The organism is Micromonospora sp. NPDC048909, assembly GCF_040649635.1.
GTDB lineage: Bacteria > Actinomycetota > Actinomycetes > Mycobacteriales > Micromonosporaceae > Micromonospora.
In genome coordinates this window covers 188,058-206,747 of the sequence record NZ_JBEZFU010000011.1, presented here as the reverse complement: position 1 = coordinate 206,747, position 18,690 = coordinate 188,058, and the positions used below count along the sequence as shown (strand labels likewise).

Below are 18,690 nucleotides of genomic sequence, written 5' to 3'. Positions count from 1 at the left end.
CCGGGCCGTCGGGCTGGCCCGTCGTCTTCGTTGCTCGCCGGGCCGTGGGGCTGGGCCGCCGTCGGGTCAGCGCTGCGATCCGCCGGTGCGGGCCGGCAACGCGGCGGTCACCCGGACCGCCTTGACGATCGCCGGGATCGAGCCGATCAGCAGCACGAGGCACCAGACGACGGCCACCACCGCGAAGAGCAGCGCGCCCAGGTCGTCGAGGATGCTGACCAGGATCACCGGCACCAGGCCGTGCAGGAACTGCAGCAGCACCGTGCACAGCAGGCTGGTGAGGATCAGCAGGACGAGGCCCTTGTTCTGCAGGAAGCGGGGCTGGGCCAGCACCAGCAGCGCCGCCCAGGCGAGCTTCAGCATCAGCGCCAGACCGAGCAGCAGCGCGGCGTCGCCGACCGGGAAGAACCCCCACACCGCCAGGTACGCCAGTGTGCCGAACGGCGCGGCCAGGAAGAGCGAGACCATGACGGACAGCTCGACGAAGGCCACGATCAGCGCGACCACCGAGGCGATCAGCAGCAGGATCGAGAAGATCAGGGTCGCCACTCCCTGCACCCGGCCCTGGATCCGCTCGGGCAGCACCAGGCTCAGGCAGAACAGCCCGGTGCTCCAGACCGCGACCGCGTCGATGAGCGCCAGGTAGCCGGTGCCACGGCCGGACGGTTCGCTGACCCCGGCCACGTCACCCAGCTCGACGTCGAGCGCGTCGGCGCTGTCCCGCAACGCCCCGGCGGCGTCCCCACCGCCGGTGAGCAGCCCGGCGCCGAGCTCCACGCCGATCGCCAGGGCGATGGCGAGCATCGCCAGCAGCAGGAACGGTTTGCGCAACTCACCCATGGCGGCCTCCTCGCCGGCTCAGGACGGGGCGACGGTGACCGCGCAGCCGCCGACACCGGGACAGCTCAGCACCACGTCGACGGCCCGGTCGACGGCGATCGTGGCGACCGCGCCGGTGCCGTCCGCGGCCGGCTCGACCTCGTCGCGGACGGTGAACTCGGCCTCCCCGGGCGCCGGTGCGGCCACCGTGAACGCCGCGTTGCTGCGCAACACCAGCGTCCGCAGTCCGCCCGGGTCGGCGACGTGCAGCACACAGCCGCCGGTGAGGACCAGCCGGCCGGCCCCGCTCGCACACGCCGCGGACACCGCGGCCGGGTCCACCGCGGACCGCTCGCCGCCCACCCCGGCCAGCCGGTCGACCAGGCCGGACGGCGCGGCGGGATTCCCCCGGTCGTCGCGGCCGGTGCCGACCGCGACCACGAAGAGCGCCACCAGCAGGACGCCGAACACCGCCAGCAGCGCCTTCTGCCGGCCGCTCATCGCCGCTGGGCCAGCGGGACGACCTCGGTGAACCGGATGGCGTCCACCCCGGCGAAGTACCGGTCGGTGCCCTGCGTCTTGCCGACCACCACCAGGCTGACCCGGTGCGGGCCCTGGGTGAGCCGGACCGTGCCCACGTCGATCCAGTCGGTACGCACGACCGTCGGGGTGAAGCCGAGGAACGCCCCACCGACCTGGGTGCCGTCGATGGCGAAGACCGTGTTGGCGTAGTCGAACGAGGTGGTGCGCACGGTGGCGAAGCGCCACATGCCCTCCGCCGGGATCTGCACCGTCACGCTCACCTGGTCGCCGATCGCGCGCCCCTGGAAGAAGAGCTGCTTGTCGCCGGACCAGGTCACCCCGCAGCAGTTGCCCTGCTCCACCACGGCGGCCGCGCTGCCCCGTGGTGACTCCACCACCGCCGCCGACACCAGGCTCTCCGCCTCGACGGTGACCACCCGGGCCTCCGCCGGCGGCGCCGCACCGCCCCGGATCAGCAGCACCGTGACCACCGTGCCGACCAGCAGCACCAGCGCGGCAGCGGCGGCGATCCACGGCCAGGGCGTCCGCTTCGGCGTGGCGAGCGCCCGTACCTCGTAGGTGACCCGGCCGCTGGAGCGCGAACTCTCCTCCGGCGCGGTGTTCGCCGAGTACGCGAACCCGGTCATGTCGTAACGGCGCGGCGGGGTGCCGGGCGGCACGGTGAGCCGGACCAGGAACGAGACCGAGCCCTGCCCCGGCACCACCCGCTGCGGCTCGGTCACGGTGAACCAGGAGCGCTGCGAACCCTCGCCGGGCGCCACGTCGAACACGACCGTGTCCGGCGCCGCACCCGGGTTGGAGACGGTGAAGGTCAGCTCGCCGGTGTTGCGGGGGTCCAGGGTGAACTGCTCGGCGGCGGCGACGACCGCCCACTCGGTGGTCATGGTGACTCCTCTGCGACGACGATCTCGACGGTGGTCGACGCGGGCTTCTCCGCCTCGACGATGCGGGTGATCACGGCGAGCTGCCCGGCCGCGAGCGCCGGCACCCTGACCACGACGTGGAACGGCCGGTTGGCCGGTTCGTCCAAGGCGAAACCACTCAACCCGGTAGCCACCTCGAGAGCTCTTCGCATGCCGTACGGGGTGCCCCGCCAGCGGGCCAGCAGCGCGCCGTGCGCCACCAGGTCGCGCAGCCGGCCCACCGGCAGCGGCAGCGGGGCGTCCGGCCGGGGCGAGGCCACCACGTGGTCCATCGCCACCCAGCGGGTGAGGTGGGCGACCAGGCCCTCCGGCGCCCGGTACGGGTCGAAGAGCGCGTCCACCTCGGTGAGGATCGCCTCGTCCGGGGCGTGCAGCGCCTCCATGACCTCCAGCAGCGCCCAGAGCACACTGCCGGGTACGCAGGCCCGCTGGTACGCCGCGGGCAGCAGCCGCTCAATCGCCGCTCGACGCATCCTGCCGCACCACCTCGATGTCGTGCTCGCCGGAGCAGAGCAGCCAGGTGTCCGGAACGGTGACCACGTCAGCGGTGGCCTGGTTGGCGCTGGCCGTCCAGTTGACGGCGTCCGCGCTGCGGTGCACGCCACGCTCGCCGCCAGCGAGGATCAGGCGCTCGGCTCCGCCGGCCGTGCCCGGGCCACCGGCCGGCCCGCCGGCGGCGCTCGCGCCGGTGGCCGCCGCGACCGCGTCGACCGGCACGAACCGGGTGCGGTCCCGCAGCGGCAGGCCGCAGTTCACCGACACGGAGATCCACTGCGGCTGGGCGGCCAGGGTGTCCAGCCGCAGCACCCCGCCGCTCTGCGTGGCGGCCAACGCCAGCGGGCCGGCGAAGGCCAGGTCGCGGCAGGTGCCGCCGATCCAGCCGGCCTGCACGGACTGCCACTGCACGTCCGACTCGAAGAGCCGGGTGCGGTGACAGCCCTGCCCAGGCTTCTTCGGGTCCGGCTCGCCCGCCCCGCTCCACAGCAGGGTGGCCGGTCCGTCGTACTGCACGGCCAGCACCCGGTTGTCCACGTTGGCCAGGCCGACGTGGGCGAAGCTGCCCGGCCGGCCGCCGGCGGTCGAGAGGTAGACCCCGAAGCCGGCCTGCGCCGCCACCGCCACCCCGGGCACACCGCGCTCGGAGACGAAGGCGCGCACCGCGTAGAAGCCCCGGTCGGCGTCGGCCGGGTCGACCAGGATCTGCAACGGCACCGAGCCGGGCAGCAGGGAGACCTCGTAGAGCCCGGCGTCGGTGGCGACCAGCAGCGCGCCCGCGCCGTCCCGGTCGATCCAGGCCAGGTCGGAGATCCGGGCGTCCAGGTCGGTCAGCAGCGACCAGGTCTCGCCGAGATCGGTGCTCAGGTGCACCCGTGAACCGCCGGACGCCCGCAGCGTCACCACGGCCACCGAGCCGGGACGGGGCACCACACCGGGCCGTACCGGGGCCGGGGCCGGCGCCACCCGCAGCACCGTCTCACCCTCGAAGCGGCCGGCCGGCTCCCAGCCGGCACCGGCGTTGGTGGAGCGGAACAGCACCGCACCCCGCCCGGCGTACCAGGTTCGGGGCTGGTACTGGTCCACGGCCAGGGCGCGCACCTCGGCGTCGGGTGCCTCGTCCACCACGAACCGGACCGACTCGACGTAGCGCACCCCCGGCTCGGCGTGCTCCAGCAGCCGGTACACGTTGGACGCCCGCAGCGGCTCGCCGAACGCCCACCCCGTCGGGTTGAGCCCGGTGGGCAGCGGGCTCAGCGTCTGGTGCAGCCGGTCGTGGATGCGCCGGCGGACCGCGTCGACGTCCTCCTCCCGGCGTACCACCACTCGGGCCTGGATGGAGACCGGCTTGTAGCGGGCCCAGCTCGCCCGGCAACTGGTGCCCAGCGCCCGGCGCCGCTCCAGGTCCGCCGCCACCCGGTCGCGCGCCTCGGTGACCTCGTGCTCGCGCAGCACCGCCACCGGCAGCCGCCCGCCCGGCCGGGCCGCGGCCGGCACGTACGGCACCAGCACCACCTCCACCTCGCCCGGGCGGGCGAAGCTGTAGACCGCGGACCGGGTGAAGGCGCGCGCGCGGGCCACCGCGCCGGAGCCGGTGGCGAGCACCTCGAAGTCCCGGGCGGTGACCGCCCGCTGCTGGGCGAAGAACTCGTACGGCCCGCGCAGCAGCGCCGACTCCAACGTCTCCATCTCCCGCCCGCCGGCGGCCGGGGCGGCGTTCGTCACCCGTACCCCCGGCAGTGGGTCGCGCAGGCTGGTCAGCGTCCCGGCCGCCACGTTGCCGGCCGGCCCGCCACCGGCCCGGTACCAGAGCCGGATCTGCCGCCCGGCCGGCGGCACCGCCGCCACCGTGACCGGCCCGTCCGGCGCCGGCCGCCCGGATCCCGGTCCCGCGCCGGCCGGCGCCGGCTCACCGGCGGCCGGGTCGGGTTCGGCGGCGGTCAGGACGGCCGGGTCGTCGGCCGGGGCGCGCAGGTCCAGCGCGGGGGCGAAGGTGACCGTGCCGGAGCAGCGGTCCACCCGGTACACCTTGGCCTGCGGGCCGACGCCGGCGAAGCTGTCCACCGGACGCCAGATCTCGAAGGTCCGCCCGTCGTGCTCCCGTGCCGCCGCGCCCAGCTCCACCGAGCCGGCCGGCACCTCCACCCCGAGCAGCAGGTCCAGCGGCTCGGCGGTACGCGCCAGCGGCGCGCGGGCGGCGCGCAACACCTGGCCGGGCTGGCCGGTGCCGGTGCCGAGCAACTCCGCCTCGACCGGCTCGCAGTGATGCATCCGGACCGTGACCGCGGACTCCCCGGCCGGCAGCAGCGCCGGTTCGGTGAGGATGAAGACGACCGGCCGGGGGTCGGCGCCCCGGGCCGCGGCGACCCGGGTGCCGGCCGGGATCCGCACCGGGCCCTGTTCCGAGCCGGTCCGGGTGAACTCCACGTCGGCCCAGGCCACCGAGGGCGCGTGCCGGGCCACCCCGAGCAGGTTCAGGAACGAGACGTACGCCTTCTCCGGCAACTGGTTCAGCCGATAGATCATCACCTCGGTGAGGTGCGCGAACGCCTCGACCAGCGCCATACCCGGGTCGTGCGCGGAGAGGTCGGTCCAGCCCGGGCAGGACTGCTGGATCCGCTCCCGGGCCTCGGTGACCAGGTCGAGGAAGCCGCGGTCGTCCAGGTGTGGCACGGGCAGCGTCATCACTGGCCTCCCTGCGCGGGGTCGGGGTCCGGCTCGTCGGCCGGCAGCAGGTCGACGGAGAAGACCAGTTGTCCGGGCGCCAGACTGGCCCGGACCCGGTAGTCGAGGCGGATCACCAGCCGCCACGGGTCGTCGAGGTCCGGGCCCGCGTCCACGTCGATCACCTCGACCCGCGGCTCCCACCGGGCGATGGCCTGGCGTACGTAGTGGATGGCCAGCCCCGCGGTGGTGTCGTCGTTCGGGGCGAAGACCAACCGGTGCAGCCGGGAGCCGTACCCGGGTCGCATCAACCGCTCGCCGGGGGTGGTCGACAGCAGCAGGAAGAGCGCTTGGCGGACCGTCTCGTCGCCCTCGGTCATGGCGAGCCCGCCGGCCGCGGTCAGCGCCAGCCCGCCGGTGCGACCCGCGTCGAACCCGGCGCCGACGAACCGGAAGGCCCTCACCGGTCCGCCGCCAGGAAACCCTGGCGCGGATCGCGCACCGTGTGGTGGACCAGGCCGGGTGGCGTGCCGTCGGTCAGCCCGTCCAGGTTCGACAGCACCACCCGCCGGCCGCCGACGCGCAGCCAATCGCTGTAGCCGACCCGCACGCGTAGCGTCTTCGCGCACGGCTTCACCGTCGGTCCGTAGTTCGGGCAGGCGGTGATCTCCCGCCCCTCCGGGTCGTCGTCGACCAGCACGGGCAGGCCGGTGACCGTGACCCAGTGCTGGGAGGGCCGGTTGCCGACCCGGCCGTCGTGATCGCAGGTGATCACCGAGTCGCGATGGATCCAGCGCATCAACGGCCTCCGTCCTGGTGGGCGCGGGCGAGGGCGCGGGCCTGCCGGGCGGCGGTCGCCGCGTCCTCGGCCGCCTCGGCGTGCAGGAAGTCCACGCTGCGGGCGCGGATCACCATGGCCCGGCCCGGCGCGGAGAGCACCAGGTCGGCCGCGGCGTGCAGGGTGACCAGGTCGGGGGTGAGCTCCAGCCAGCTGCCGCCGTCGGTGGCCAGGCGCAGGCTCCGGCCGGCGTCGTCGACCACGATCGACTGCCCCGAACCGGTCCGCAGCGACCAGCGGCGGGACCGCCCGTCGTCGATTCCCGCGTCGTACGGCGCGACGGCGCCGAAGAGGGAGCCGAGCACGATGCCGGCCGCCGGCTCCCCGCCGGGCAGCGCGACCAGCACGGTGTCCTGCGGGTCGGGCAGCGCCACGATGCCCTTGCCCCGCCCGGCGCCCGGGCAGAGCACGGCGAGCCAGCCGACGTCCAGCTCCCCGTACGCCGGCAGGGCCACCCGGACCCGGCCGAGCCCGTCGGGGTCGGCCACGTCGGTGACCGTGCCGAGGGTGACGGAGGCGGTGCCGCCCGCGCCGCCCGGCCGGGCCGGCGGCGGGGCGGTGCCGAACCGGGTCAGGTGACCGTCGCCGTCGACCGTGTGCACCACCTCGGTGAGCACGTACGCCCCGGCGACCGGCTCGGCCACACCGCCCAGGATGATCCGCCGGCCGGGGCGCAGCGCCGGATCACCTTCGGCCACCCCCTCGGCGGTGACCAGGGCGGCGGTCCGGGCGTCCAGCCGGGCCTGGGCGATACCGGCCAGCTCGTCGTCGCTGCGGCCGGGCTGGTCGACCGCGGTCCGTATCCCGTCCGCGCCCACGTCCGCCGGATCCGGCCGCCGGTCGGCCGGGCGCCCGCAGCGCGCCTCGTCCGCCCGCTGGCTGATCGGCTCGGCGCGTTGCGGGTGCCAGCCCAGCGCCGTGCTTCCGCCGGCGGCGGCGTCCAGGTTGACGGCGATCCGCAGCCCGTGCACCTCCCGGCCGAGCTGCAAGGCGACCGGCTCGCCGTAGCCGGCGAGGGTGACCAGGCGGACCTGGTCGCCGTCGGCGGCCAGGTGCAGCCCGGCCCGGCCGGCCACCTCGGTGAGCAGCTCCAGGTCGCTGTGCCGGTGCTGCAACAGCCGCTCCAGCACCGGACCGTCGGCGTCCGCGTCGACGCTCAGCCCGACCGCACCGCACAGCTCGCGGGCCAGGTCGGCGGTGCTGACCGACTCGAACACCCGCAGCTGCTGCCGCTTGCGCAGCCGGTGCAGCGCGTCGTAGGCCCGGATCCGCAGCAGCGCCGAGCCGTCCGCGGCGTACTCCACCTCGACGCAGGTCACCTCGCCGGTGAAGAGCGCCTCCGGCCGGTCGACCAGCCGCACGTCCAGTCCCGCCCCGGTTCGCGCCCATCCGGCGAGCGCACCGGTGCCCGGGTCGGTGGCCACCGCCACCTCGCACTGGGTGGGCTGGTCCAGCCGGGCGGAGACCCGTACCGACCGGAGCCGGCTCAGGACCGGCTCGGGCAGCGGTACGCCGTCGAGGCGTACCGCCAGCGCCCGTGGCGCGACGGCGTTCACGGGGCGCCGCCCGGTGCGACCGGCGCGCTCCCGGTCGCCGCGCCGGTCGCCGGGTCGATCGGCGGCCGGCCGGCAAGTTCGATCAGGCCGGCCAGCGGCGGTACGGCCAGCGCGGTGCCGGCCGGCACGCTCATCGGATCGGTGATCCGGTTGTGTTCGGCGAGCAGCCGCCAGCGCAGCGGCGAGCCGAGCGCGTCGTTGGCCAGAAGGTCGAACCGGACCCCCGAGTAGTCCGGGGCCGCGCCGCCGTCTCCGGCGGCCACCACCGCGCCGCCCGGCGTGGCGGTCGGTGTGCTCGCCGCGGCCAGCTCCTCCGCGAAGCCCGCCTGCGCCTGGTCGGCGCCCTCGGCCACCCGGATCAGCTTCAGCCGCAGCCAGGACCGGCGCGGCGAACCGGTGCCGGTGAACGCGTCGAACCGCTCCGCCACCGCGACGATCACGCCGGGCACGTTCCAGGTCTTGCCCCAGACCAGCCGGACCAGCGGCGGTCGCAGCCAGCCGTGCTCGGCGGCCGAGTTCTCCGCGAGCATCCACAGTGGCCGGGTGAGCGTCCGGACGTCCTCGGGACGGACCTGCGCCTCGACGAAGTCGACGTCGAAGAGCAGGTCCAGCACCAGCTCGGTACGGCCGCCGCCGGTGAAGACCAGTGGGTCGTCGGCCAGCCCCGCCCCGGTGAGCTGGCCGCCGGCGGCGGCCCGGTGCCGTACCCCGGCGAGCCGGGTGACCTGCACCGTCTCCGGGTTGAGCAGGCAGTCCACCCGGGCGCCGGTGGCGTCGATGAGGAACGCGACCCGCTCCATCAGCCACCCGCCTGTTCCCGCTCCAGCCGACGCAGGTGCGCCGCGTCCGGGGCGTCGCCGGGGGTGGTCCAGAGCGGCCGGTCGTCCGGCAACGCCGGCCACGGGCCGCCCGGCGGGGCGCCACGTCGGCCGACGCCCGCAGCCGTCCGGCCCACCTCGCCGGCGCCGGCCGGGTCAGGCAGCGCGGGCCAGCGCCGGTCCTCGGCCACGTCCGGTGCCGGCCCGCCGTGCTCCGGGGCGCCGCCACCGTGCCGTCGCGGTGGCACGGCACCCGGCCACGAGGGCACGCCGGCGCCGGGCCACGACGGCGGTACGGCGCCGGGCCAGGACGACGGTCCGGCGGGAGTGCGCGTCGGCGGCCGATCGGTGCGCGCCGGCCAGCCGGCGGTCCGCCCTCCCGCACCGAACGGCAGCGCGCCGACGGTGGGAGATGGCGTGGCGACGGCGGAAGGCGGAGCTGCGACGGCGGGAGGGGGTGCCGCGACGGCGGGAGGGGGAGCTGCGACGGTGGGCGGGGGCCCGGCGACGGCGGGAGCGGGTTCGGCGACAGCGGACGGGGGCGCCGCGACGGCGAGCGGCCGGGCGGCCGGGGCGCTGGCCCGGGTACCCCGCCGGCTCCTTTGCTCTGCTTCACTCCCGGCAACACCGGACGTCCGGTTATCGGACGCCGGGTGTTGCCGCCGCTGAAGCAGAGCAAAGGACGCGGAACGGGGGTGGTCGCCGGCCGGTGCCGGGTCGGCGGTGGTGGGGGAGACGCCAGTCGTCGCCGGGGTGGCCCCCGGTCGGAGCAGCGGCCGCGCTCCGCTGTCGACACCGTCCGCGTCGCGGGAGCCAGCGCGTCCGGCGACGGTGCTCGCGGCCTCGCCGCGCCAACCGTGCGAGTCGGCAGCGCGCGTTTGCACCGTGGCCCGCACGGTGTCCGGCCCGGACGGTGGGCGGGCCTGCGCGCCGGTCGGGTGCGGCGTTGGCCCGGCGGCGTCGTGATCCGGATCGGCGGACCACGCGGCGTCGGCGTCGGGTCCGAGCCAACCCGCGCCAGGACCGCCTGGGCCTGAGCGAAGAGCGCCGGCCGAGCCGTCGCCACGGCTGCCGTCACCAGCGCCACCGCCAGCACCGCTGCCGTCACGAGCGCCAGCGTCGACACCGGTGCCGCCGGTGTCTTGAGTGGCGGCACGGGCGGTCGATGTCGAGATCGGAGCGCCATCGGATGGCACCGCCGGGCGGATGGGGAGTTCACCGCGCCATCGATCAGCCGGCAACCCCGTCGCGGTGTTCGTGCCGCCGGCCGTCAACCCGCCTTCGTGGCGGTGACCCGGGCCGGTGCCGGGATCGATCGGCAGACCGTCGAGCAGCCCGGGGGCGTGCGCGGCGACCAGCCGCAGCCAGTGCTCGGGAGGCTGGCCCGGCCGGCGCAGGGGTTCCGCCGCCGGCTCGGGCGTTCCCGCCGCCGGGTTCACCGCCGACGGAGCGGGCCGGGCCACTCCACCGGGCTCGACCAGCCCGGCCAGGCGCTGGGCCGTTCCCGCGACGGACCGTAGCCGGCTGGCCAGCCAGCTACGCGGGCGTCGGCGCGGCGGCACCGCCGGTCTCCAGGTCCAGTCCCTCGTACCGCAGGGTCAGCGTCGCGATGGCGATCTCCTGGCCCAGCGTGTTCAGCGCGGCACCGCGCCACCCGGTCGGCCAGGCGTTGATCAGGTTCCAGCGCAGCACCTCGGCGGTGCCCGCCGCGTCGAGCAGGACGATCGAGACGTTGCGCCGGCTCACCACGCCCTTCGCCACCGCGTGCACCCAGTCCCAGAGCTCCCGGGACGGGGTCAGCCCGAAGTGCAGGGTCACCGGCTCGTACTCCACCTGGCCCGGCACCATCCGAATCCGGTCCGTGCCGTGTTCCCGGTACGGCACGCCCGGGATGTTCATCTCCAGGCCGCTGATCTCCGTGAAGTGTCCGTTGGTCACACCGTTGACCAGCAGCCGGAAGTTGTACGCCCGGTACGGGTCGACCGGGGCGCCCGGTTGCGGGGTGGCCGTGGTCGGCATGTCAGCCTCCGATCGTCTCGGTCTCGGTGCCGCCGGCCCACTGGCTCAGCTTGAACACCACGAACTCCGCGGGCTTCACCACCGCGACGCCGATGTGCGCGACCACCATCCCGGCGTCCCGCACCTCCGGCGGGTTGGTTTCCTCGTCGCACTTGACGAAGAACGCCTCCTCGGCGGTACGGCCCAGCAGCGCGCCGTCGCGCCACACCCGGGTCAGGAAGGCGCCGATGTCGCGGCGGATGGAGCGCCAGAGCGAGAAGTCGTTCGGTTCGAACACCATCCACCGGGTGCCGTTGGCGATGGCCTGCTCGATCGCGATGGATAGCCGGCGCACGTTCAGGTAGCGCCACTCGCTGGCCTCCGCGGCGAGGGTACGGGCGCCCCAGACCCGGATCCCCTCGCCGGCGAAGTAGCGGATCACGTTGACGCCCTTGGGGTTCAGCACGTCGTGCTCCGGACGGGTGACCAGGTACGCCAGGTCGACCGCGCCGCGTACCGGCTCGTTGGCCGGAGCCTTGTGCACACCGCGCAGCGCGTCGGTGCGGGCCCAGATGCCGGCCATGTGCCCGCTCGGCGGGGTGAGCACCAGCTCGCCGTCGAGCGGGTCGCGGACCCGCAGCCACGGGTAGTAGAAGGCGCCGAACTCGGACTGACGCGGTCGGTACGCCGCCGGGCCCGCCTCGGCGGAGCCGCCGCCCGATCCCTCCGCCGGCTTCGGTGGCTTGCCCGGCGGCGGGGTGGCGACCCGGGTCAGCGCCGAGACGTCCTCGACGTCCGGGGCCGGGTCGCAGATGGCGACCATCGTGCGCAGCCGCTCGGCCATGCTGAGCAGCGCGTCGTGCGAGACCGGGTCGTGGAAACCGGGGGCGGCGACGATGGAGATCTCGTCGACCGCCTCCAACAGTTGCAGGCCGCCGCGGCGCTGCCCGGTGCCGGTGACCGCGCCACCGTCGCCGACATTGACCACCCAGCACCGGGTGCCGCCGTTGTCCAGGAAGCCGAAGACCGCCCGGGCCAGCGGGGTGCTCTCCAACTGCTCCCCGTCGGCGTAGAGCCGCAGGAAGTCCGACCAGTTGTTGACCGGCAACGCCTTGCCCAGGTGCGCGCCCCGGTCGGGGGCGACGCCGACGAAGGCGGCGGTGCTGGTGCCGGCCGGTCCGATCGGGCGGGCGCCGCTGGGCACCTCCTCGACGTAGATGCCGGGGGAGAAGTAGCTGGGCATCGGTCCTCCTGGTGCGGGTCGGGTCAGCGGGGCGGTGGCGCGCAGACGATGACGATGTCGGGCTCGGCGGGGTCGACCTCGGCGGTGAGCACCTGGCCCCGACCGGTCAGTCGCAGCAGCACCGGGCCGGGGCGCTGCGGGTCGTGCGGAACGCCGACGACCCGGAACCGGCCGCCGGCGTCGGTGGACGTGACGTACGCCGTGCCCGGCACCTCGACCCGCATCGCGGCCAACGGTTGGTCCTCCGGACCGACCACCCGGCCGGTGAAGCTGAGCTGCCCCAGCTGCCGCAGCCGCAGCGCACGCAGCACCGGCGGCGCCGCCGGCGTCGGATGGGCCACCTGCGTCGGCACGTCGATCAGCAGCGCCGGGCGGGGGCCCGCGCCGAACGCCGCCCAGAGCCGGGGGTCGCCGGCCTCCAGCAGCACCGGATACTCGCCGCCGCCGGTCGCCGCGGTGAGCACCCGGTCCAGCGCCGGCAGACCGGCCGGGCCGCCGGCCCAGAGCAGATGGCGGACCGTGAACCGGTACGGCTCGCGGACCGCGCCGCTGCTGCGGGTCTGCCGGGACGCCCGCAGCTCCAGCGGCCAGAGGGTCAGTACGCCGGCGTCGTCGGCCGGCCGGGGCGGGCCGATCGGGACGGGTTGCCCCGCCGCCGTGGCCAGCCAGGCGGCCAGCTCGGCGGTGGCCGTCTCGATCGGTCCGCGCCCGTCGGTGCTCATCGCGGCGGGGTCCCCTGGATCCGGTAGGCGATGGCCTCGTTCCACACGTGCGGGTAGACGCCGATCTCGAAGTAGCGGGTGAACCGGTTGATCGGCGCGTTGCTGTGGTCGTGGTAGAGCAGCCACACCGGCGCGATGGTGAAGAGCGCGTAGTTCGCCAGCACCAGTGGGATGTAGAGCGGGCCGAGCAGCCGGGCCTGGAAGATGTGCACGTCCTCGTGGCGCTGGATGCCGGGCCCCGAGCCGGCGCAGACCGTGCCGATCGTGGTGGCGTAGCGGGGTGAGACGCCCTGCACCACGTTGACCCGGCAGCTGTGCTGCGAGGTGGCCCGGTCCAGCGAGTGCCCGAAGACCAGGTGCGCGGCCAGGTAGACGGCCCCGACCGCCGTGTTGAGCAGGCTCCAGGTGTGGTCGACCACGAAGAGGAAGACACCCCGGGCGTCCGGGCCGTACACCCGGGCGGCGGCCACCGCCCAGCCGAAGGGCGCGCCGACCAGCAGGCCCACGACGGCGCCGATCAGCAGCCCGATCGGGCCGCCGGCCCACACGCCGAACGCCGCACCGAGCAGTACGTGCACCGCCGCGCTGACGATTCCGAAGACCATGACCACACCCCCTAGACCCAGGACCGGATGACGCGCGGCTCGCGGCCCTGTGCCACCTGCGTCGGCGACGCCTGCGTCGGCTGCCGGTTGCCGGGCGGGAGCTGGTTGATGCCGAGGGCGGCGGAGAAGATGACCAGCCCGTTGAAGAACGCGATGATCCACTTCTCGGCTCCGGCGTCGGTGGCGAACGCCGCCGTGAGGTAGGACAGGACGAGCGCGATGCCGATCGCTATCCACTTGCGTGCCTTGTCGCCGCTCGGGCCGATCAACCCGCCGATGACGTTGGTGGCCAGCAGCGTCGCGGCGCTCGCGCCGGTCAGGCTGCCGAGTGCGGCCCAGGTGAAGAGATCGTTCACGGCGATCCCCCCTTCGGTTGTGCGGTGGTGCCGGGGTGTGGTGATGCGTACCGACGGCCCGCACGGGTCGCCGGTGCCGGCTCGGCCACCGGACGGGGGCCGGATCGGCGGGGGCGCCGCGGGCTGCTCAGCCGGAGCCCGGCGGGTTGGCCGGCGTGGCGCCCGGTGCGGCCGGGCTGCCGGGTGGTGGTGGCGCGGGGCCGGACGGTTGCCCGGGCACCGTCGGCCCAGCGGAGGCGGGCGTCGCCGGCCGCGAGCGCCGCAGCAGCAGGACGACCACGACGGCGAGCAGGAGCAGGATCACCACGCCGCCGACGACCAGCAGCCAGGGGAAGCCGCTCGCGTCGCCGGTGCCGCCCGTGGGCGAGGCCGGCGGGCGGGGCGGCGCCTCGGCGAGCGCACGCAGTTCGGCCGGCTTCTCCTGGTTGGCGTCGACCTTCCAGCTGACCGACCGCCCGTTGACCGTGCCGTTGGTGTCGAGCACCCGCCCGGGAAAGGTCACCGAAATCTCGAACGACATCAACCGCAGAAAAGCCTGCTGGTTCTGCGGGTTCTGTTCGGCCACTTTTCCGCCGTATTTCTGCGGATCCAGCGGCAGGGTGAAGCGATAGAGATCGTCCTCGCGGACCAGTTTCACGCTCTCGCTGTTGAAAACGCTCAGCGCGGTCTTCCGATAGGTGATCTGGGATCCGTAGAGCTTCGCGTCCTCGTAGCGGCTCTCCTCGCCCGGCGGTAGCGCCGGGATGTTCTGGCGTAGCTCGGCGAAGCCGGCCTCGACGGTCATCTTCCGCGCGGTGAGCAGGGACTTCTGCGCGGTGAGCAGGAGTTGGCCGTCGACGGTGTCGTCGGCGTTGACGGTGAGCCCCATATTGAGCTGCATGCAGCCACTCAGTGCGGCCACCAGGGCGAGACACACCGCGACGCGGAGTGTCCTGCCGCGGCTGAATCTCGTATTCATGGAACGAGTGTGTGTGATCGCTATCACGTCAGCAGTCAGTGATCGGTCACAACCTGGTCGCCGATCTTACCCAGGAGTTGTCACGTTCGGCCGAGGCCGGAAATCGGCGGAATGGATATCCTGAGGGGTTGCTCATTCTCGCCCCCTCCGAGGTGCTGGCCCGCTTCCTCGACTCGCCCGAGTATCCCCGGCTGATCACGGCGGCCGCCGGCTGACCCGACGTCCGTCGGTCACCCCTGGCCGGCGATCGGCGGCTGCCAGTCGGCGTAGCGGGCCATGCCGCGCAGCGCGGCGCGGGCCGGGGTGAGCCGCAGCAGGGTGTCGCGCGCCGCGACGGCCAGCGGATTGCGCAGCTGCTGACCGTAGCGGCCGGTCCGGTGGGCGGCCCGGGCGATCGCCTGGCTGCGCGGCCGGCGCTGCCGGTCGTACGCGGCCAGCGCCGCCGGCACCCCGTCGGCCCCGCCGGCGCACACCGCGCCGAGCACCACCGCGTCCTCGATCGCCTGGCAGGCCCCCTGGCCCAGGTTGGGGGTCATCGCGTGCGCGGCATCGCCGAGCAGCGCCACCCGCCCCCGCACGTACGACGGCAGCGGGGTGGCCAGGTGCAGGATGTCGTTGCGCAGCACCGCGCCGGGCGGGGTGGCGGCCAGCAGCGCCGGGATCGGGTCGTGCCAGCCGCCGAAGTGCTCCCGGACGGCCACCAACTCGTCGGCGGCGTGCCCGCCGGGCGGCGCGTTGACCGCGCCGTACCAGTAGACCTGGCCGTCGCCGAGCGGCACCATGCCGAACTCCGCGCCCGGTCCCCAGCTGATCGCCGCCGGCAGCGGCGCCGGCCACTCGATCGCGGCCCGCCAGGCGGTCGAGCCGGCGTACGCCGGTGGCGGTGACTGCGGCCAGAGCCGGGCGCGCACCGCGCTGTTCAGGCCGTCCGCGCCCACCACCAGGTCGGCGCGGAGCGTCTGCGGGGCGCCGTCGCGGCGGTAGCGGACCTCGGCGTCGGCGGGGCCGGTGACGACGTCGAGCACCTCGGTGCTGGTGTGCAGCGCTCCGGGCGGCAGCGCCTCGCGCAGCAGGCGGTGCAGGGTGGTCCGGTGGACGCCGAGCGCGGTGGTGCCGAGCAGGCGGGTCATCTGCGCGCCGTCCACCCGGGAGAGCCAGCGCCCGGTCGAGGTGCGGATCCCGCCCGGCGTCTCGGCATGGCCGTCCCGGCGCACCGCCGGGCCGAGCCCGAGCGCGTCCAGCCCGCGCAGCGCGTTCGCCATCAGGGTCAGCCCGGCACCCACCTCGCGCGGTTCGGCGGCGCGTTCGCAGACCGTGACCCGCCAGCCACCTCGATGCAGGGCCAGGGCGGCGGCGAGGCCACCGATCCCGCCACCGACCACCACCGCGTGCGGACCACCCATGCCGGCCACCTTTCTACGTCTGTAGAAAGGCATACTACATCCGTAGAACGTGGCGGAGGAGGGCGTGTGACCGGGCGGACGAACCGGGTGGCGGTGCTGGCCGACGCGGCCATCGAGCTGCTCGCCGAGGGGGGCATGCGGGCCCTCACCCACCGTGCCGTCGACGCCCGGGCCGGCCTGCCGCTCGGCACCACCTCGGCCTACCTGCGCACCCGGCAGGCGTTGATCGAGGCCGTGGTCCGACGACTGGTCGACCTCGACCAGGCTGATCTGGCCGCCGGTGACCTACCCACCGGCCCGACGCCGGTGGTGCCCGGGCCGCCGCTGCGCCCGGCCGACCTCGACCAGCTCGCCGTCGGCATCGCCGAGGTGCTGGACCGCTGGCTCACCGCCGGGCGCACCCGCACCCTGGCCCGGTACGCCTGCCTGATCGAGGCGGTGCACCGCCCGGAGCTGCGGTCGATCCTGGCCCCCGGCACCCTGCTCCGCGAGCAGGCTCGCGACCTGCTCTCCCGGGCCGGCGCGGCGGACCCGCGCCGGCAGGGCGACCAGTTCGTCGCGTTCGTCGACGGGCTGCTCTTCGACCGGCTGGTCGGCGCGGGCGCGCTGAGCGCCCCGGCACCGGGCAGCCCGGAGAGCCGGGCCGACCTGACCGCCGCCGTACGCACCCTGCTGCACGCCTTCGCCCGCGGATAGCAGACGATCACCTGTGGCGACGCAGTGGCGAGGAGGACGGCGATGAACCGGTGGGGCTGGCCGCGGGTCGCCGCAGGCCGGTTGCGGCAAGGCTGGCGGCCCGTGCTGGAGGCGACCCTGGCCGCGACCGTCGCCTGGGTGCTCGCCACCCGGCTGGTCGGGCACCCGGAGCCCTTCTTCGCCCCGGCCGCCGCGTTGATCGTTCTCGGCCAGGCGCGGGGGCAGCGGCTGCGCCGGGCGGTCGAGGTGGTGCTCGGGGTGGCCGGCGGTGTGCTCGTGGCCGACCTGGTGGTCCAGGCGCTCGGCCCCGGCAGCACCTGGACGGTCTTCACCGTCATCCTGCTCACCGTCACCCTCGCCGCGGCGGTCGGCGCGACCGGTGTCAGCCTGGTGCAGGCGGCGGTCTCCGCGCTCTACCTGGTGGTGATCGCGCCGCCCACCGAGTCGCTGGTGCCGTTCCGGTTCGTCGACGCCCTGATCGGCGGCGCGGTCGCCCTCGCCGCCAGCCAACTGGTCGACGCCCGGCGACCGCTGGCCCCGCTGGTCGCCGAGGTCCGCGGCACCTTCGACGAGCTGGCCGGGCTGCTCACCGGCATCGCCGACGCGCTGGAGCGGCACGACGAGCCGGCCGCCGTGGCCGCGCTGGAGCAGGCCCGGGGGATGGACGCCCGGGTGAACCGGCTGCGCGACGGGGTGCTGGCCGCCGGGGAGGCGCTCTGGCTGAACCTGCGGCGGCGACGGCACATCGGCCGGCTCCGCTCGGTGGACAGCTCGATCCGCCAGATCGACTACGCGGTACGCAACGTCCGGGTGCTCGCCCGGGCCGGGGTGACCCTGAGCCGGCTGCCGGCGCCGGCGCCCGCCGACCTCGGGGTGGCGCTGCGCTCGCTGGCCGAGGCGGTCCGCGCCGCCGGTGAGGCGCTCGCCGCCGACCTGGAGGGCCGCGACGAGATCGCCGACGGGCACGCCGCGCGGGCCGACGAGGCGGCGCTGGCCGCGGTGCGTACCGCGGGAGGGCTCTTCACCCCGGGCCGGACGCTGCCGCTCGTCATGATCATCGGGCAGGTCCGGGCGACCGCCATCGACCTGCTGCGGGGCGTAGCCGTCGACGACGACGCCGCCGTGCTGGGCCGGGTCGACCAGTCCCTGGGCCTCCCGCCGGTCTGATGGCGCGCCGCCCTGGCGCTCAGGGCAGGGTGTCGAGCCAGGCGACGGCGGCCTCGCGGATCTCCGCAGGGACCTCGTGGCCGCCGTTGAACTCCTGGTAGGCCACGTCGTAGCCGAGCTCGTGCAACCGGGGCACCAGCCGGCGGCTGCACACGTCCACCGGCAGCACCCGGTCGTCCACCCCGTGCGAGACGAACACCCGGGGCTGGCCGTGGGTGACCAGCGGCGCGGCGAAGCCGGGGGAGAAGGCCACCACCCCGGCCACCAGGTCACCGTTGGTCAGCCCGAGCGAGAGGGCGTACGACGCGCCGTCGGAGAAGCCGCCGAGCACCACGTCCCGGACGGGGTAGCCGGCGTAGACCGACGTCAGCAGGGTGTCGATGCGCCGCACGTCCGTCCCGAACCCCTCCACGATCATGTCCCAGCTGCTCGCGGCGGCCTGCGGCGCGACCAGCAGCAGGTGGTGCGCGTCGGCGAGCGGGAGCAGCAGGTCCAGCCCCTGCCGCGCGGACCCGCCGGCCCCGTGCAGCAACACCACCACCCGGTACGGCTGGTCGCCGGCCGGCGCCGGGGCGTACAGCAGGGCGAACGGCCCGCCGTCGGGGCCGGTCATCGGCACCAGGCCGGCGGTGGCCGGGCCGACCGGTGGCGCGGGTCGGGCGGTGAGTCGGCCGTGCCGGGACTGCTCCTCCGGCTCCCGGTGCGGCGGCGCGGGTTCGGACACGGGTCACCGCTCCTCGCTGTCGGCGGGGTGTGCGCGGCGGTTACCCGGCCGACCGCCGGTTAACCGCCGTCACCCGGGCCCGCCGTCACCCGGGCCCGCCGGCAGCTGGGCCCGCCGGCAGCCGGTCAACCGCCGCCACCCGGGCCCACCGCTCGCGCCGGT

General features: G+C 75.3%; 20 protein-coding genes. 2 read left to right on the top strand and 18 right to left on the bottom strand.

Annotation, left to right across the window (positions count from 1 at the left end):
* Positions 1 to 66 precede the first annotated feature (66 nt).
* The 17 genes from AB0C04_RS26310 to AB0C04_RS26230 form a co-directional block, all read right to left on the bottom strand.
* On the bottom strand, positions 67 to 840 hold the full coding sequence (locus AB0C04_RS26310; RefSeq protein WP_357059268.1) for a hypothetical protein: 774 nt from the start codon (positions 838 to 840) through the stop codon (positions 67 to 69).
* An 18-nt stretch (positions 841 to 858) separates the two neighbouring features.
* Positions 859 to 1,320, bottom strand: coding sequence for a hypothetical protein (locus AB0C04_RS26305; protein ID WP_357059265.1), 462 nt, complete (start codon positions 1,318 to 1,320; stop codon positions 859 to 861).
* Positions 1,317 to 2,246: a hypothetical protein gene (locus AB0C04_RS26300; protein WP_357059262.1), complete on the bottom strand. Its 930-nt coding sequence runs from the start codon at positions 2,244 to 2,246 to the stop codon at positions 1,317 to 1,319. The genes AB0C04_RS26305 and AB0C04_RS26300 overlap by 4 nt, the downstream gene beginning before the upstream one ends.
* Positions 2,243 to 2,758 carry a phage tail protein gene (locus AB0C04_RS26295; protein WP_357059259.1) on the bottom strand — a complete coding sequence of 172 codons (516 nt, stop codon included), beginning with the start codon at positions 2,756 to 2,758 and terminating at the stop codon, positions 2,243 to 2,245. Before AB0C04_RS26295 ends, AB0C04_RS26300 begins: the two co-directional genes overlap by 4 nt.
* Positions 2,739 to 5,465 (bottom strand): putative baseplate assembly protein, encoded by a 2,727-nt coding sequence (locus tag AB0C04_RS26290; RefSeq protein ID WP_357059256.1) that lies wholly within the window; start codon positions 5,463 to 5,465, stop codon positions 2,739 to 2,741. The genes AB0C04_RS26295 and AB0C04_RS26290 overlap by 20 nt, the downstream gene beginning before the upstream one ends.
* Positions 5,465 to 5,908, bottom strand: a complete 444-nt coding sequence (locus AB0C04_RS26285) for a GPW/gp25 family protein (RefSeq protein ID WP_357059253.1) — start codon at positions 5,906 to 5,908, stop codon at positions 5,465 to 5,467. Before AB0C04_RS26285 ends, AB0C04_RS26290 begins: the two co-directional genes overlap by 1 nt.
* Positions 5,905 to 6,243 carry a hypothetical protein gene (locus AB0C04_RS26280; RefSeq protein WP_357059250.1) on the bottom strand — a complete coding sequence of 113 codons (339 nt, stop codon included), beginning with the start codon at positions 6,241 to 6,243 and terminating at the stop codon, positions 5,905 to 5,907. The genes AB0C04_RS26285 and AB0C04_RS26280 overlap by 4 nt, the downstream gene beginning before the upstream one ends.
* The gene (locus AB0C04_RS26275; protein WP_357059246.1) at positions 6,243 to 7,838 is read right to left on the bottom strand and encodes a phage baseplate assembly protein V; all 1,596 of its coding nucleotides are present in this window, start codon (positions 7,836 to 7,838) and stop codon (positions 6,243 to 6,245) included. Before AB0C04_RS26275 ends, AB0C04_RS26280 begins: the two co-directional genes overlap by 1 nt.
* Entirely contained in the window at positions 7,835 to 8,638 is an 804-nt protein-coding gene (locus AB0C04_RS26270; protein WP_357059243.1) for a hypothetical protein, read from the bottom strand. The genes AB0C04_RS26275 and AB0C04_RS26270 overlap by 4 nt, the downstream gene beginning before the upstream one ends.
* A complete protein-coding gene (locus AB0C04_RS26265) occupies positions 8,638 to 8,904 on the bottom strand; it encodes a hypothetical protein (RefSeq protein ID WP_357059239.1) in 267 nt (88 codons plus the stop codon). Before AB0C04_RS26265 ends, AB0C04_RS26270 begins: the two co-directional genes overlap by 1 nt.
* A gap of 1,288 nt (positions 8,905 to 10,192) precedes the next feature.
* Positions 10,193 to 10,675 carry a phage tail protein gene (locus tag AB0C04_RS26260; RefSeq protein ID WP_350876417.1) on the bottom strand — a complete coding sequence of 161 codons (483 nt, stop codon included), beginning with the start codon at positions 10,673 to 10,675 and terminating at the stop codon, positions 10,193 to 10,195.
* A 1-nt stretch (position 10,676) separates the two neighbouring features.
* Positions 10,677 to 11,897 carry a phage tail sheath subtilisin-like domain-containing protein gene (locus tag AB0C04_RS26255; protein ID WP_357059236.1) on the bottom strand — a complete coding sequence of 407 codons (1,221 nt, stop codon included), beginning with the start codon at positions 11,895 to 11,897 and terminating at the stop codon, positions 10,677 to 10,679.
* A gap of 23 nt (positions 11,898 to 11,920) precedes the next feature.
* Positions 11,921 to 12,619 (bottom strand): carboxypeptidase-like regulatory domain-containing protein, encoded by a 699-nt coding sequence (locus AB0C04_RS26250; RefSeq protein WP_357059233.1) that lies wholly within the window; start codon positions 12,617 to 12,619, stop codon positions 11,921 to 11,923.
* Positions 12,616 to 13,224: a glycine zipper family protein gene (locus tag AB0C04_RS26245; protein ID WP_357059230.1), complete on the bottom strand. Its 609-nt coding sequence runs from the start codon at positions 13,222 to 13,224 to the stop codon at positions 12,616 to 12,618. The genes AB0C04_RS26250 and AB0C04_RS26245 overlap by 4 nt, the downstream gene beginning before the upstream one ends.
* An 11-nt stretch (positions 13,225 to 13,235) precedes the next feature.
* Positions 13,236 to 13,580, bottom strand: a complete 345-nt coding sequence (locus AB0C04_RS26240; RefSeq protein ID WP_357059226.1) for a hypothetical protein — start codon at positions 13,578 to 13,580, stop codon at positions 13,236 to 13,238.
* A gap of 127 nt (positions 13,581 to 13,707) precedes the next feature.
* Positions 13,708 to 14,538, bottom strand: a complete 831-nt coding sequence (locus AB0C04_RS26235) for a DUF3153 domain-containing protein (protein ID WP_357059223.1) — start codon at positions 14,536 to 14,538, stop codon at positions 13,708 to 13,710.
* A gap of 230 nt (positions 14,539 to 14,768) precedes the next feature.
* A complete protein-coding gene (locus AB0C04_RS26230; protein ID WP_357059220.1) occupies positions 14,769 to 15,941 on the bottom strand; it encodes an FAD-dependent monooxygenase in 1,173 nt (390 codons plus the stop codon).
* Between the two features lie 66 nt (positions 15,942 to 16,007).
* Between AB0C04_RS26230 and AB0C04_RS26225 the strand changes: the two genes are divergently transcribed.
* Positions 16,008 to 16,637 carry a TetR/AcrR family transcriptional regulator gene (locus tag AB0C04_RS26225; protein ID WP_357059215.1) on the top strand — a complete coding sequence of 210 codons (630 nt, stop codon included), beginning with the start codon at positions 16,008 to 16,010 and terminating at the stop codon, positions 16,635 to 16,637.
* A gap of 102 nt (positions 16,638 to 16,739) precedes the next feature.
* A complete protein-coding gene (locus tag AB0C04_RS26220) occupies positions 16,740 to 17,804 on the top strand; it encodes an FUSC family protein (protein WP_357059212.1) in 1,065 nt (354 codons plus the stop codon).
* Between the two features lie 19 nt (positions 17,805 to 17,823).
* Here AB0C04_RS26220 and AB0C04_RS26215 read toward each other — a convergent pair whose 3' ends face one another.
* A complete protein-coding gene (locus AB0C04_RS26215; RefSeq protein WP_357059209.1) occupies positions 17,824 to 18,528 on the bottom strand; it encodes a phospholipase in 705 nt (234 codons plus the stop codon).
* Between the last annotated feature and the right edge of the window lie 162 nt (positions 18,529 to 18,690).